Here is a 14339-nt window from a genome sequence, read left to right as displayed (position 1 = left end):
TTTTGCGCGCCGCCAAGGTCCAGATACTTGTAAGCCCACCTATGGGTTTTATCGAGGAGGCACCGATGCAAACGTGGCAAATTACCTTCGTTGATGATCACGGTGAAAAGTCCGTGCAGCAGTTCACCTGCGAACAAAAGCCCAGCCTCGAAGACGCTGCGCATATGATTCGTGCGAAGCTGGTGCCGATTGCTGCCGAACTCGATCTCAATGACCTGGAAGGCCGGAAACCCGAGCCTACGGTCAAGATTCTCAAAGACCAGAACAGTATCCAGATTCTCGATATTTCTCCCTCCGTCTAAACATTTTTCACACGCCACACGAGCACCTCTGGTGGAGGTGATAGCTTCGCGCTACTCTGCAATCGAGATCAGCGAATGAATCGCTAAGGTCTGGTCTTGTCAGCTACATGCTTGTTTTCCTGCGGCGTTGTTATGCCGTGGTGCCCACGCCAGCAGGGCGCGGGGCTTCAGGAAGCACGGAAAGTCTATCCATCGGTTTGAGGAGGACGTTTCATGAGCACAGCCTATCAAGAAGACATCAGCACCAACGTACTGCGCCGCATGAAAGAAGGCGGCTTTGATTTCTCGCGTTTTCACCCCATCGAGTTCTACGCCATTTTCCCGGATGAGGAACGGGCGCGCAGGGCGGCGGGTCGATTTCGTGGGGAGTCCCTCAACGCTCAGGTCAGTGCGCGCGACGATGGCGCCTGGTACCTGGAACTGAGCAAAATCATGTTCGCAACCTACGACGGCATAGGAGATTTCGAGCAAGACTTTGAAGCAGTGGTCGAGCCCCTGGGAGGGATCATTGAAGGATGGGGCGTCAAGCAGGAGGTGCGTGGGTTACCCATGTAGTTGGTATTTATGAGCACCACAGCGTATCGGCTGACCTTTGGGTCGGCCGATTTTGTTTGGACGGCGTTTTACGTGCAAAAAAAGCCACCCGGATAGGGTGGCGGAAAGGGAAGCTCAAGAGAGTAGATCAGTACACGAAGTAACACGATATCGCTTGCACAAAAGGTTTCGCTGTAGGACATCTCCTGTTCAGCCGATGGAGGTGATTATCCGCAGCGCCAGCCGGGCAGTGAAATCAACTCTGGCTATGCTGTTGATAGTCAAAGACCGCATTGCAATGAGGCGCGCGACGTGACCCAAGCCATTGTGCGCACCAGGACGGTGCGAGGAATGCGCTTGGATTATTCAACTGGTTGATTATTAAGTGTTTATGCCGCTGGCACGGGCCTTGCGAAGGTTCTTGCGTCCGGGTGACAAGGAGTACGGCATGATCCGCACTTATTACGATGAAATGTACGATGGGGCAGGGCAGGTTCGCCCCCATTATCGCGAGTTCGCCCGTTGGCTGGCCGACACCCCTGCCGAACTGCTGGCCCAGCGCCGGCGTGAAGCCGATTTGCTGTTTCACCGCGCCGGTATCACCTTCACCCTCTACGGGGACGAACAAGGCACCGAGCGCCTGATCCCCTTCGACACCATCCCCCGCAGCATTCCAGCGAGTGAATGGCGGATTGTCGAGCGCGGCTGCATCCAGCGGGTCAAGGCGCTGAACCTGTTCCTCGCCGACCTGTACCACGATCAACGCATCATCAAGGCCGGCATCATCCCCGCCGAACAGGTACTGGCCAACGAGCAATACCAGTTGGCAATGCAGGGCCTGGATTTGCACCGCGATATCTATTCGCACATCTCCGGGGTCGACCTCGTACGCGATGGCGACGGCACGTACTACGTGCTCGAGGACAACCTGCGCACGCCCAGCGGTGTCAGCTACATGCTTGAAGACCGCAAAATGATGATGCGTCTGTTCCCCGAGCTGTTCGCGGCCCAGCGCATCGCGCCCATCGACCATTACCCCAACCTGCTGCTCGACACCCTCAAAAGCGCCAGCCCCCTGGATAACCCCAGTGTGGTGGTACTGACGCCCGGGCGTTTCAACAGCGCGTTCTTCGAACATGCCTTCCTGGCTCGGGAAATGGGTGTGGAATTGGTGGAAGGTGCGGATTTGTTCGTGCGCGATGACCGTGTGTTCATGCGCACCACCGACGGGCCCAAGGCTGTCGATGTGATCTACCGTCGCCTTGATGATGCGTTCCTTGACCCGCTGGCCTTCAACCCGGACTCCATGCTCGGTGTGCCCGGCCTGCTCGCAGCCTACCGTTGCGGCAATGTGGTGCTGGCCAACGCCATTGGCACCGGGGTTGCGGACGACAAATCTGTGTATCCGTTCGTCACCGAGATGATTCGCTTCTACCTCGACGAAGAGCCGATCCTGCAGAACGTTCCGACCTTCCAATGCCGTAAGCCTGACGAATTGTCCCACGTACTGGCCAACCTGCCCGAGCTGGTGGTCAAGGAAACCCAGGGTTCCGGTGGTTACGGCATGTTGGTTGGACCGGCGTCTACCACGGCAGAAATCGAAGCGTTCCGGGCACGTATCAAGGCCAAGCCACACGCTTATATCGCGCAGCCGACCCTGTGCTTGTCTACCTGCCCGACTTTTGTCGAGAACGGCATCGCCCCGCGCCACATAGACCTGCGCCCTTTCGTGTTGTCCGGCAAGGAGACCCGCGTGGTACCGGGTGGCCTGACCCGCGTGGCGCTGCGCGAAGGCTCGCTGGTGGTCAACTCGTCCCAGGGCGGCGGAACCAAAGACACCTGGGTGGTCGAGGGCTGATGCCATGTTGAGTAGAACTGCCTCGGATTTGTACTGGATGTCGCGCTACCTGGAGCGTGCCGAAAACCTCGCGCGCATGCTCGATGTCAGCTATTCGCTGTCGCTGATGCCCCAGGACGGGCGCGGCGATGGCCTGCACGAGTTGGCCATGCCGCTGTTGATCACCAGCACCCTGGACGATTACCACGCGCGCCATGGCCCCTTGCACGCTGAACGCTTGCTGCACTTTTTTGCCCTGGACGCGGCCAACCCGGCGAGCATCTACAGCTGTCTGGGTGCGGCGCGGGCCAGCGCTCACGCTGTACGTGGGCGAATCACCGCCGACATGTGGGAAAACATCAATGCCACTTGGCTGGACATACGCGATATCGCCCAGCAGGGCCTGAGCCATTACGGCATGAGCCGGTTTTGTGAGTGGGTCAAGGAGCGCTCCCATCTGTTTCGGGGCGCCACTTACGGCACTATCATGCGCAACGATGCCTTCCGCTTTATTCGCCTGGGCACCTTTATCGAGCGCGCCGATAACACCCTGCGCTTGCTCGATGCCCGCTACGAAATGGCCGGCGAACACGCGGCGGTCGTCAGCGATGGCACGGCTCACGCGTATTACCAATGGAGTGCGTTGCTGCGCGCACTGTCGTCATTCGAGGCGTACACCGAGATTTATCGCGATGCCCCGGGGGCTCGGCAAGTGGCTGAGCTGCTGCTGTTACGCGCGGATGTGCCGCGTTCGCTGCGCGCGTGCAGCGAAGAGATCGACCAGATCCTCGCCAGCCTGCCCGGCATCAACGGCCGCCCGGCCCAGCGCCTGGCCGCCGAGATGGATGCGCGCCTGCGCTTTACGGCCATCGACGAAATCCTCGAGGAAGGCCTGCATGCCTGGCTGACCGACTTTATCCCCTTGGTCCGCCAGTTGGGCGACGCCATCTACAGTTCCTACCTGGAGGCGGCATGAGACTCTCCATCAGCCACGACACTACCTACCACTACGAAGACCAGGTGCGCGCCAGCATCCAGTACCTGCGCCTGACGCCCCATGACAGCGAGCGCCAACACGTGCTGAGCTGGCAACTCGACCTGCCGCGCCCGGTGCGGGCACAGGTGGACCCCTTCGGCAATATCTTGCATGTGCTCACGCTGGACGAACCCCACGACGCCATCATCATCGGCGCCCGGGGCGTGGTGGAGATCGATGAATTGCGCGAGGCCGAACACGAAAGTCAGTCTGCCTTTCCGTTCCTGCGCTCCACGCGCCTCACCGAGCCCGACGACGCCCTGCGCGGGTTTGCCGAGCAACACTGCCATCAGCGTCGTGATCGCACGGCGCTTATCGACTTGATGCACGCGCTTAACCACACCATGGTCTACACCCCCGGTGCGACCGACGTCGATACCTGCGCCGCCCAGGCCTTTGCAGGTGCAGCAGGGGTGTGCCAGGACCACACCCATGCGTTCCTGGCCTGCGCACGCAGCCTGGGGATCCCTGCGCGGTATGTGTCGGGGTATCTGTATACCGAAGACAGCACGCACCTGGCCAGCCATGCCTGGGCCGAAGCCTGGCTGGATGACGCCTGGTACAGCTTTGACGTGACCAACCAACTGGCGCGGCCGGAGCGGCACTTGAAGCTGGCCGTGGGCCTGGACTACCTCGACGCCTGCCCGGTCCGGGGCATGCGCCGTGGCGGTGGGCATGAGCAGATGCATGCCAAGGTATTCGTGGCGCCGCAGCAATGACCGATAACGGTAGGGGCGAGCTTTGATCGTTCCCACGCTCTGCGTGGGAATGCAGCCGAGGACGCTCCGCGTCCCAAAGCGTGACGCAGAGCATCACAAGAGGCGTTCCCACGCGGAGCGTGGGAACGATCGATACAGCGCAGGCTCAAGGTTGCTGTTTGCGGCCCGCCATATGCCGCAGATACCCCACCAGCAAATCCAACTCATTGTCTGGCAATACACTCGCTGTAAACGCCGGCATCTTCGCCTGTGGCCACTGCCTCAGGCTTTGCGGGTCGCGGATGTAACGCTTGAGGAAATCCCCGCTGAAATACTCGGTGGGGTTGTAGGGCACATTCAGGTCCGGCCCCATCTGGGCATCACCGCCGCCATTGAGGCGATGGCACGCCAGGCAGTTCTTCTGGAACAACGCAAAGCCCTGGTTGATCGGGTCGTTCGCCGCCAGCTTCGGGTCGGGCAATAACGCCGGGAAACGCTCGCCAACCGTCTGCAACTGCTTGAGTTTCGATACCTGGAACGGCCACTGTTCGGGGCTGATATGCCCGGCTTGAGGGTTGGTCCAGACCAGATAGAACGGCCCGGCGCTGGGCTTGCCCTGTGCCAGCGGTGGCCATGGATGGGCCGGGTCTTCCACGGCCAGCCAGGCGCGGGCGCCGTTTTTTTCCAGTAACGGCGCGGCGGCAAGTTCGGCGGCAAAACCATCAAGGGCAACGGCTTGCAGGTGGTTCGCAGATTTAAGGCCCGGTAAGAGCACCGCCAGGGGCACCGCACGATAGGTCATAGTGCGCTTGTAGGACACATCATCGACGATCTGCACCGTCTGAGCGTCGGGGTGCTTGAGCAACTCGGCGGTCTGCCAGGTCTTTTGGCTGTGGTCCAACTCGATGGTCAACTGTGCCGCCGCCGCGGGCAGGCTCAGCAGCAGGGCAAAAAGGGCGAGGATCGGTTTCAAGGCACAGGCCCGTTGCGAGAGAGTGAGGGCGCACACGATAACGGAAAACGGCAGGTAAAAAGACAGCCCCTGCAAAACAGGAGCGCTAAGCGCAATGTCCTGGCAGGTGCTGCCAAAAACTGCAGGCCTGGTGCGGTGTGTGCACGCAAGCGGGGAGTGTCACCCAATAACCTTGGTTAAATTGGGCAAGATCAGAATCAAGGTGGTGGCGAACAGAATAAGTCCCGCCTGACGTACTTTCGATTGTTTGAACATGGCTGACTGCCTTTTCTTTTGTTGTTATTCCTGAGCGTCAAATGCGTGCTGGTTTATTTCAGTATCGCGAGGTGACGTTGCACTTTTCTTACAACTGTTCCAGCAAAACCCGGCAACAGCGTCTTACAGATTCAACCTTAGAGCGCCCGTTCTTTCTGGCTTAGACTCATTTCATATCAGCTAAGAAGTATTTGCGCTAAAAACGGCATGAGGCTTATTGCCATCTTGGCGCCAGCCCTAGGGCTAGACAGCTAAAACGATTAATCAGGGATTTCCCGTAGGAACCTACCGTTCGTCCGAGCGAGGGGGTCAAAAGCAATGAGCGCATCCGTCATTGAAACCGTGTCAATCGGGCCTAAGGTAGGAGCACACACCCACAGCGGTTCGAGGATGTCATGACCCAAGCTTTGATTTTTGATGCGATACGCACGCCCCGGGGTAAGGGCAAGGCCGACGGTGCCCTGCACAGCGTCAAGCCGGTAAACCTGGTGGCTGGCTTGCTCACGGCGCTGGCGCAGCGCAGCGACCTCGACACCCGCCAAGTGGATGACATCGTCCTGGGCTGCGTCACGCCCGTTGGCGACCAGGGCGCCGATATCGCCAAGACCGCCGCGCTGGTGGCCGACTGGGATGTCAGTGTGGCCGGTGTGCAGGTCAATCGCTTCTGCGCGTCGGGCCTGGAAGCGGTGAACCTGGGGGCGATGAAGGTGCGTTCCGGCTTCGAAGACCTGGTGGTTGTTGGCGGCGTCGAGTCCATGTCCCGCGTGCCCATGGGCAGCGATGGCGGCGCCTGGGTACTCGACCCGCAAACCAATATGCACAGCCACTTCACGCCCCAAGGCATTGGCGCCGACCTGATTGCCACCCTGGAAGGCTTCACGCGCCAGGATGTCGACGTCTTTGCCCTACAGTCCCAGCAGAAAGCAGCCAGGGCGCGGGCAGACGGTTCCTTCAATAAGTCGCTAATCGCGGTGCACGACCAGAACGGCATCGTGCTGCTGGACCATGACGAATTTATCCGCGGCGACTCAACCCTCGAGGGCTTGGGCAAGCTCAAGCCGAGCTTCGAAATGATGGGCCAGATGGGCTTCGACGCCACCGCGTTGCGGGTCTATAGCCACGTGGAGCGCATCCACCATGTGCACACGCCGGGCAACAGTTCCGGCATTGTGGATGGCGCCGCGTTGATGCTGATCGGTTCCGAGGCCAAAGGCCGCGAGCTGGGCCTGCAACCGCGGGCGCGTATTGTCGCCACGGCGGTGACCAGTACCGACCCGACGATCATGCTCACCGGCCCCGCGCCGGCCACTCGCAAGGCGCTGGCCAAGGCCGGCCTGCGGGTCGAGGACATCGACCTGTTCGAAGTCAACGAAGCCTTCGCTTCGGTCGTGCTCAAGTTCATCAAGGACATGGGCATCGACGCCGCACGGGTCAATGTCAACGGCGGCTCCATCGCCATGGGCCACCCCTTGGGCGCCACCGGCTGCGCGATTCTCGGCACCTTGCTCGACGAGCTGGAGGCGCGCCAGCAACGCTACGGCCTGGCCACTTTATGCGTCGGCGGTGGCATGGGTATCGCCACCATCATCGAACGTCTCTGAGCCTAAGGAATTTGTCATGACCGATGCCATTCGTTACGAAAAAGGCCAGGACCAGATCGTGGTGCTGACCCTCGACATGCCCGGCCAGAGCGCCAACACCATGAACGCCGCCTACCGTGAAGCCATGGCGGCCACCCTCACGCGCCTGGAAGCTGAAAAGGACGAGATCGCCGGGGTGGTGATCACCTCGGCCAAGAAGACCTTTTTTGCCGGGGGCGACCTCAATGAGCTGATCAACGTCGATAAAGCCCACGCCAAGGCGTTCTACGACAGTGTCTTGGTATTGAAAGCGCAATTACGCCGCCTGGAAACCCTCGGCAAACCGGTGGTGGCCGCGATCAATGGCGCGGCCCTGGGCGGCGGTTGGGAAATTTGCCTGGCCTGCCATCACCGGGTCGCGCTGGACGACAAGTCCGTGCAACTGGGCTTGCCGGAAGTCACCCTTGGCCTGTTGCCAGGGGGCGGCGGCGTGGTGCGCATGGTGCGCATGCTCGGCCTGGAAAAAGCCTTGCCGTATTTGCTCGAAGGCAAAAAGGTGCGGCCCGCCCAGGCCCTGCAAGCGGGCCTGATTGATGAGTTGGCGGCAGATCGCGAGGCATTGTTGGCTCAGTCCCGTGCCTGGGTTCTGGCTAATCCCGACGTTAGGCAACCCTGGGACAACAAGGGCTACGCGATTCCCGGCGGCACGCCGTCCCACCCTAAAGTCGCGCAAATGCTCGCCATTGCCCCATCGATTTTGCGTAGCAAGACCCAAGGCTGCTTCCCTGCGCCGGAGAAAATCCTCTGTGCGGCGGTCGAGGGCGCCCAGGTGGACTTCGACACCGCGCACCTGATCGAAACCCGCTACTTCACCGAACTGGTGACCGGGCAAGTGGCAAAAAACATGATCGGCACCTTCTGGTTCCAGCTCAACCAAATCAACGCCGGCAGCTCGCGCCCGCAGGGCTTCGCGCCTTATGTAACGCGCAAAGTCGGTGTGCTCGGCGCCGGGATGATGGGCGCGGGCATCGCCTATGTCAGTGCCTGTGCGGGTATCGAGGTGGTGCTCAAAGACATCACCCTGGCCGCCGCTGAAAAAGGCAAAGCCCATTCGGCCGCATTGCTGGACAAGAAAGTCAGCCGTGGGCAATTGACCGCCGAACAGCGCGAAACCACCCTGGCGCGCATTCATCCTACTCAGGATGACGCCGGCCTGGCCGGCTGCGACCTGATCATCGAGGCCGTATTCGAAGACCGCGCACTCAAGGCCAAGGTCTCGGCCGCGGCGCAAAGTGTGGTGGGGGCCGACGCGGTGATCGCCTCCAACACCTCCACCTTGCCCATCAGCGGCTTGGCCACGGCGGTGCCCGATCAAGCCAAGTTCATCGGCCTGCACTTCTTCAGCCCCGTGGACAAGATGCCCCTGGTGGAAATCATCAAAGGGGCGCGCACCAGCGACGAAACCCTGGCCCGAGGGTTTGACTTCGTACTGCAAATCAAGAAAACCCCGATTGTGGTCAACGACAGTCGCGGCTTTTTCACCTCGCGGGTATTCGGCACCTTTACCAACGAAGGCATCGCCATGCTCGGCGAAGGCGTGGCCGCGCCGATGATCGAGACCGAAGCGCGCAAGGCCGGCATGCCGGTGGGGCCGTTGGCGGTGTCCGATGAAGTGTCCCTCAGCCTGATGAGCCATATCCGACAGCAAACGGCCAAGGACCTGCAGGCCGAAGGCAAGGCCATGCCGAACCATCCGGCGACGGCGGTGATTGATCTGTTGGTGAACGAATACAAGCGCACGGGCAAGGCGGCCGGCGGTGGTTTTTACGACTATCCCGCTGGAGGCCAGAAGCACCTGTGGCCTGAGCTGAAAACCCGGTTTGAACAGCCCGACGAGCAAATCTCACCCCAGGACGTGCGCGACCGCTTGTTGTTTATCCAAGCCATCGAAACCGTGCGCTGTGTGGAGGAGGGCGTGTTGATGTCCACGGCGGATGCCAACGTTGGTTCAATCTTCGGCATCGGCTTTGCCGCGTGGAGTGGCGGCGCGTTGCAGTTTATCAACCAGTACGGGCTGAACGAGTTCATCGCCCGCGCCCGCTACCTGGCAGAGCAGTATGGGGAGCGCTTCTCGCCGCCGGCGTTGTTGTTGGAGAAAGCCGCGCAGGGTGAAGTGTTCCGGTAATCAAAATGTAGGAGGGGAGAGCTTGCTTTGAAGGTGTATTTCAAGGCAGGCTCTGGGGTGTGCAATATTCCCATCGCCGTGTCAGGTATTTTTTATGTCGCTACGCGTCTGCATCCTGGAAACCGATATTCTGCGCCCCGCTTTGATCGATGAGTACCAAGGCTATGGGCAGATGTTCAAGCGCCTGTTCGCCAAGCAACCGATTGCCGCCGAGTTTGTGGTCTACAACGTGGTGCAGGGCGAGTACCCACCGGATGACGAAGTGTTTGACGCGTACCTGATCACCGGCAGCAAGGCCGATTCCTTCGGTACCGACCCTTGGATCCAGACGCTCAAGACCTACCTGCTCACGCGTTATGAGCGCGGCGACAAGCTGCTGGGCGTGTGCTTCGGCCATCAGTTGCTCGCGCTGCTCTTGGGCGGCAAGGCCGAACGTGCCAGCCAGGGCTGGGGCATGGGCACCCACGCTTACAAGCTGGATGCCAAGACGCCATGGATGAGCCCCGAGGTGCCGCAGCTGACGCTATTGATCAGCCACCAGGACCAGGTCACCACCTTGCCAGAAAACGCCACCGTGATCGCCTCGAGCGAATTCTGCCCGTTTGCCGCGTATCACATTGGCGACCAAGTGCTGTGCTTCCAGGGCCATCCGGAGTTTGTTCACGACTATTCCCGTGAGTTGCTGGAAATACTTCAGACAACCCTGGGTGAAAAGGTCTACAGCAACGGCGTGGCCAGCCTGGAGCGCGGCCACCACGGCGTGACCGTGGCGGAGTGGATGATGCGCTTTGTGGCGCACCAGCCTGAAGCCAAGGCTTAAAGCCAGCCCGAACGCTTGAAGCTGGCCCATAAACCGGTACAGCCCAAGGTAATAAAACCGAGCACCGCAAAATAGCCGTAGTGCCATTGCAGCTCGGGCATGTTCTGGAAGTTCATCCCGTAAATCCCCGCCACCGCCGTGGGGAACGCCAGGATCGCCGCCCACGCGGCGAACTTGCGCTGCACCACGCTCTGGCGCGACGCCTCCAGCAACACACCGATCTCGATGGTCTGGCTGGCAATGTCGCGCAGGGTGGTGAGGTCTTCCATTTGCCGCGTCACGTGGATTTGCACATCACGGAAATACGGGCGCATGTTCTTGTCGATAAACGGGAAGCTCAGCTTCTGCAACTCCTGGCTGATCTCCACCATTGGCGCCACGTGCCGCTTGAGCCGTAACACATCGCGGCGCAGGCCGTGGAGGTGCTGGATATCGCGCTCGTTGAGCGAACTGCACAGCACGTTACGCTCCAACTCATCAATCTCGGCGTGGATCGCCTCGCTCACCGGCTGGTAGTTTTCAGTGACAAAATCCAGCAACGCATAGAGTACGAAATCTTCCCCATGCTCCAGCAACAACGGGCGCGCCTCACAACGCTGGCGCACAAAACCGTAGGATGCCGAGTGACCGTTGCGGGCGGTGATGATGTAGCCGTTGCCGGCAAAAATATGGGTTTCGATAAACTCCAGCTTGCCGTTCTCGCGCACCGGTGAGTAGGTGACGATAAACAGCGCGTCGCCGAAGGTTTCCAGCTTTGGGCGGCTGTGTTTTTCCATCGCGTCTTCAATCGCCAGCTCGTGCAGGTTGAACTGGCGTTGCAGGTTGTTCAGTTCCTGGGCGCTGGGTTCTTCCAGGCCGATCCACACAAAGTGCCCAGGTTTGGCGGCCCAGGCCGCGCCTTCATCGAGAGTGATATCCGAGACTTTCTTACCGGCGCTATAGACGGCAGCCGCAACAACTCTACCCATGGTGCTGATCACTTCTTATCAAGAGGACAGATGTTGGGCAGCTTAGCCTGAATGGCGTTCCGTTGTTGCTGGCTGATATCACTGATCGTTCCCACGCTCTGCGTGGGAATGCCGCCCGTGACGCTCCGCGTCACCCTAAGCGTGCGCCTACGCGCGTTGCAGTTCGCGGTCCATCTGTGCGATGCACTCATCCATCTGCGTCTGACACGTCAGCAGCAACTGAGGGATGTCATCCACCGTCAAGCCACAGGTAGGAATCGGCGGCAACGAGCGTATCAGCACACTGCCACTGTCCCAACGATTGAGCTTCATCTGCGTCACGTAATTGCTGACGCACACCTGCACGATAGGTACACCGGCCGCAATCGCCATATGGAACGCGCCTTTCTTGAACGGCAACAACCCTTTGCCCAGGTTGCGCGTACCTTCCGGGAACACCCAGATCGACGTGTCTTCATGCTGCAAGGTATGCGTGGTGGTCAGCATCGCCCGCCGCGCCTTGTGTGCATTGCCACGATCAATCAGCACATTGCCCGCCAGCCAGAACAGCTGGCCGAACAGCGGTACCCATTTCAGGCTTTTCTTGGCGATGCAGACCGTGCGATGCGGCACTACATTGCCGAACACAAACAAATCGTAATTGGACTGATGGTTGGCGATCACCACGCAGGTACCGGGCTTGTCGCGCAGCGAGTCGACGTCGGTCTTCACGTTCAAGCCCAGGATCCGCATGGCCGGCAACGCATAGAGGCGAGCGCAGAGACGGCTGTTGTCCGGGTTGAACGGCCGGCACACACCGACCAGCACACCCAGCACGCCAGCGATCATAAAATGCAGGCTCATCAACAACATACGCAACAGAAAAAGCATCGACACGGCCCATCGGGATAAAAGGTGGCGCAGTGTACGGATGTGCACTGTATTCGGCAATTGCCCCTACAGACGTAGGAGATAGCCGATGTTTAAGCGCATGTTTCCACATGGGCCGATAACGGCTAGCTAGAGCGGCTACAGACGTTTCACACTTACTAGGTAAGAAAAAGCCCGACTCAAGGTCGGGCTCAGGCACAGCAGGGGTAGGGCTTAGCTCAGGCTATGGCCCTGATCCTGGATGATTGCATCGTCCAGGGCTTCGAGCAGTGCACGGCGCACTTTCAACTTGGTGTGCTTGTGCGCGTTCATATTGATCTTCTTCAGCTGCCGCGCCGCTTCCAGTGCAGCCGCTTGCAGTTCTTCCGGTGCAACCACCTTGTCGAGGAAACCTGCGTGCAGGGCGCCTTGCGGATCAAACATCTCGGCATTGATCACCGAACGCTGAAACGCCGACTTACGCAGGCGATCCCGCGCCAGCTCGATACCGGCGTGGTGCATGGTCATGCCAATCGCCACTTCATTCAGACCAATGCTGAACGGGCCTTCGACGCCAATCCGATAATCGGCCGACAACAACAGGAACGCGCCTTTGGCCACCGCATGGCCAGGGCAGGCCACGATCACCGGGAACGGATGCGCCAACATCCGCCGCGCCAGGGTCGAACCCGAGGTCACCAGGCTGATTGCCTCTTTAGGGCCGGCGGTCATCACCTTCAAATCATAACCACCCGACAAAATCCCCGGCGTGCCCGTGATGATCACCACCGCCCGATCCTTCTCGGCCTGATCCAGCGCCGCATTAAACTCACTGACCACCGCCGGAGAAATGGCATTCACCTTGCCGTTGCTCAGGGTCAGGGTCGCGATACCGTCTTCGAAGTGGTAGGCAATCAACTCACTCATGACGCGGTTCCTTGTAGGGCTTGTTATAGAGGTAGATGCGCAGACGTTACTCACCACGCCCGCGCGGGTAAAGCGCCGTGACTGACTACCCAGTCAGGCTTTTCCTGTATCCCCAAGGGTAGACACCGCGGAGCAGGGCGCAGCAAGCGCTCCAGACGCGTGCCGCCGCTGCCTGAGAATGGCACAATCACCACCCCTTGCCGGACGGTGAATGGCATAACGGTCTAACCGCATGAAAATTCTGAAAAAAACCTTTGCCATCGGAAAGGCTTTCGACTACATTAGCGCGCCTCGACAGACTGAACTGGTTTGACGAGATACGGTGAAGTGTCCGAGTGGCTTAAGGAGCACGCCTGGAAAGTGTGTATACAAGAAATTGTATCGAGAGTTCGAATCTCTCCTTCACCGCCAAATTTGAAACGACTAAACCCCTGAAAACGTTGAAGTTTTCAGGGGTTTTGTGTTTTCAGAGGGTCAAAAAAGGTCCACATGGGAACATCCGTGGGAACGCAGGGCGCTTTTCGAAGAGAGTCTTAAGCAGGAGTCGGCGTAAGCAGATCTGTGCTTAGCTTGCCTATCGAAAGGTTTTGGTTTTGTGTGACCCGATGTATGACCCAATGTTTGACTTGACACACGTGGCATCTTTGAGAGAATGGGGATGAGGACTGCAACTGCGCATTCGTCGGGCATGGGTACCAGTGTTAGCCCCCCCGCATTTTTGGCAGCAGAGGAACTGGTTCCTCTGAAGTAGTGACGATCAGCATGTCGTGGACAGGAAGTCCTAAAGTACGAAGAAGCTTCGTAGTAAAGGATGTAATGACAGCTGGCTCGGATTCTGACACCAAGGCCGTAAGGCCGGGAGCTAAGGAATTGCTGCGACTACTCCTCAATAAATTTTAAAGGCGTCCATTGGACGCCTTTTTTATTTCTGTTATGGCGTAATTGACCTTCCAATCACTTGCCCCACCAGCGTCCCGCTGGCCCTTCGCTTCGGATACCAGGTCACAACATAGTATCCAAACCCGCTTCGGTCATCGCGGGGTTCTAGCACCAAAGATCCTGCTGGCGTCTTCATAACCGTCAGCCGATGATTGCCACGTACTTGATTGAATTCGCAATATATAGGCGCTTTGTGCACGACCATATTTGCTATGTGTTGTGCGATCTGATCTATGCTCGTGCACCCGAATTTGGCTAGGTCTGATTGATGGGCTTCCCAAATATGTCGGATACCAAACCCGTTGTTTGGGCCGATGTGAATACCGACGCGCAGGAATATTTCACCACCCCTCAAGCCAAAATTTGGCATGGATGGAATGGTTCCATAGCTATCTGAACCTGAGGGGTGCGGGATCAGTACGTTTTTTTTCAGAGT

General features: G+C 59.1%; 12 protein-coding genes and 1 tRNA gene. 9 read left to right on the top strand and 4 right to left on the bottom strand.

What is annotated here, in order from left to right; genetic code table 11:
* The first annotated feature begins 65 nt into the window (after nt 1–65).
* The 5 genes from AC4PS6_RS22295 to AC4PS6_RS22275 all read left to right on the top strand — a co-directional run bounded on the left by AC4PS6_RS22295 (nt 66) and on the right by AC4PS6_RS22275 (nt 4428).
* Nucleotides 66–302, top strand: a complete 237-nt coding sequence (locus tag AC4PS6_RS22295) for a hypothetical protein (RefSeq protein ID WP_014719530.1) — start codon at nt 66–68, stop codon at nt 300–302.
* A gap of 213 nt (nt 303–515) precedes the next feature.
* Nucleotides 516–857 (top strand): ribonuclease E inhibitor RraB, encoded by a 342-nt coding sequence (locus AC4PS6_RS22290; RefSeq protein ID WP_003193463.1) that lies wholly within the window; start codon nt 516–518, stop codon nt 855–857.
* Nucleotides 858–1284: 427 nt separating this feature from the next.
* On the top strand, nt 1285–2694 hold the full coding sequence (locus AC4PS6_RS22285; RefSeq protein ID WP_019820591.1) for a circularly permuted type 2 ATP-grasp protein: 1410 nt from the start codon (nt 1285–1287) through the stop codon (nt 2692–2694).
* Nucleotides 2695–2698: 4 nt separating this feature from the next.
* On the top strand, nt 2699–3649 hold the full coding sequence (locus tag AC4PS6_RS22280) for an alpha-E domain-containing protein (protein WP_073454570.1): 951 nt from the start codon (nt 2699–2701) through the stop codon (nt 3647–3649).
* Complete coding sequence (locus tag AC4PS6_RS22275; protein WP_019820589.1) at nt 3646–4428, top strand: transglutaminase family protein; 783 nt, start codon at nt 3646–3648, stop codon at nt 4426–4428. Before AC4PS6_RS22280 ends, AC4PS6_RS22275 begins: the two co-directional genes overlap by 4 nt.
* 145 nt (nt 4429–4573) lie before the next feature.
* Here the strand turns inward: AC4PS6_RS22275 and AC4PS6_RS22270 are convergent, their stop codons facing one another.
* Nucleotides 4574–5380: a c-type cytochrome gene (locus AC4PS6_RS22270; RefSeq protein WP_032874164.1), complete on the bottom strand. Its 807-nt coding sequence runs from the start codon at nt 5378–5380 to the stop codon at nt 4574–4576.
* A gap of 650 nt (nt 5381–6030) precedes the next feature.
* Here AC4PS6_RS22270 and AC4PS6_RS22265 point away from each other — a divergent pair.
* The 3 genes from AC4PS6_RS22265 to AC4PS6_RS22255 all read left to right on the top strand — a co-directional run bounded on the left by AC4PS6_RS22265 (nt 6031) and on the right by AC4PS6_RS22255 (nt 10220).
* Nucleotides 6031–7236, top strand: coding sequence for an acetyl-CoA C-acetyltransferase (locus tag AC4PS6_RS22265; RefSeq protein ID WP_336826899.1), 1206 nt, complete (start codon nt 6031–6033; stop codon nt 7234–7236).
* Between the two features lie 16 nt (nt 7237–7252).
* Nucleotides 7253–9400, top strand: a complete 2148-nt coding sequence (locus AC4PS6_RS22260) for a 3-hydroxyacyl-CoA dehydrogenase NAD-binding domain-containing protein (RefSeq protein ID WP_336826900.1) — start codon at nt 7253–7255, stop codon at nt 9398–9400.
* 94 nt (nt 9401–9494) lie between these two features.
* Nucleotides 9495–10220, top strand: coding sequence for an amidotransferase (locus tag AC4PS6_RS22255; protein ID WP_336826901.1), 726 nt, complete (start codon nt 9495–9497; stop codon nt 10218–10220).
* Here the strand turns inward: AC4PS6_RS22255 and AC4PS6_RS22250 are convergent.
* The 3 genes from AC4PS6_RS22250 to AC4PS6_RS22240 form a co-directional block, all read right to left on the bottom strand.
* The gene (locus AC4PS6_RS22250; RefSeq protein ID WP_003193449.1) at nt 10217–11188 is read right to left on the bottom strand and encodes a magnesium and cobalt transport protein CorA; all 972 of its coding nucleotides are present in this window, start codon (nt 11186–11188) and stop codon (nt 10217–10219) included. The genes AC4PS6_RS22255 and AC4PS6_RS22250 overlap by 4 nt on opposite strands.
* Before the next feature lie 147 nt (nt 11189–11335).
* On the bottom strand, nt 11336–12058 hold the full coding sequence (locus AC4PS6_RS22245; RefSeq protein WP_096143565.1) for a 1-acylglycerol-3-phosphate O-acyltransferase: 723 nt from the start codon (nt 12056–12058) through the stop codon (nt 11336–11338).
* Between the two features lie 213 nt (nt 12059–12271).
* Nucleotides 12272–12964, bottom strand: coding sequence for a crotonase/enoyl-CoA hydratase family protein (locus tag AC4PS6_RS22240; protein WP_003193445.1), 693 nt, complete (start codon nt 12962–12964; stop codon nt 12272–12274).
* Between the two features lie 321 nt (nt 12965–13285).
* Between AC4PS6_RS22240 and AC4PS6_RS22235 the strand changes: the two genes are divergently transcribed.
* A tRNA-Ser gene (locus AC4PS6_RS22235) sits at nt 13286–13375 on the top strand.
* The last annotated feature ends 964 nt before the right edge of the window (nt 13376–14339 follow it).

It is taken from the genome of Pseudomonas sp. DW-iso17, from assembly GCF_058725345.1.
The sequence above is the reverse complement of the archived record's forward strand: the minus strand, read 5'-3'. Positions and strand labels throughout refer to the sequence as shown.

Coding starts and splice junctions, on each gene's coding strand:
- AC4PS6_RS22295 (WP_014719530.1), top strand. CDS start 66: ATGCAAACGTGGCAAATTACCTTCGTTGATGATCACGGTGAAAAGTCC.
- AC4PS6_RS22290 (WP_003193463.1), top strand. CDS start 516: ATGAGCACAGCCTATCAAGAAGACATCAGCACCAACGTACTGCGCCGC.
- AC4PS6_RS22285 (WP_019820591.1), top strand. CDS start 1,285: ATGATCCGCACTTATTACGATGAAATGTACGATGGGGCAGGGCAGGTT.
- AC4PS6_RS22280 (WP_073454570.1), top strand. CDS start 2,699: ATGTTGAGTAGAACTGCCTCGGATTTGTACTGGATGTCGCGCTACCTG.
- AC4PS6_RS22275 (WP_019820589.1), top strand. CDS start 3,646: ATGAGACTCTCCATCAGCCACGACACTACCTACCACTACGAAGACCAG.
- AC4PS6_RS22265 (WP_336826899.1), top strand. CDS start 6,031: ATGACCCAAGCTTTGATTTTTGATGCGATACGCACGCCCCGGGGTAAG.
- AC4PS6_RS22260 (WP_336826900.1), top strand. CDS start 7,253: ATGACCGATGCCATTCGTTACGAAAAAGGCCAGGACCAGATCGTGGTG.
- AC4PS6_RS22255 (WP_336826901.1), top strand. CDS start 9,495: ATGTCGCTACGCGTCTGCATCCTGGAAACCGATATTCTGCGCCCCGCT.
- AC4PS6_RS22250 (WP_003193449.1), bottom strand. CDS start 11,188: ATGGGTAGAGTTGTTGCGGCTGCCGTCTATAGCGCCGGTAAGAAAGTC.
- AC4PS6_RS22245 (WP_096143565.1), bottom strand. CDS start 12,058: ATGCTTTTTCTGTTGCGTATGTTGTTGATGAGCCTGCATTTTATGATC.
- AC4PS6_RS22240 (WP_003193445.1), bottom strand. CDS start 12,964: ATGAGTGAGTTGATTGCCTACCACTTCGAAGACGGTATCGCGACCCTG.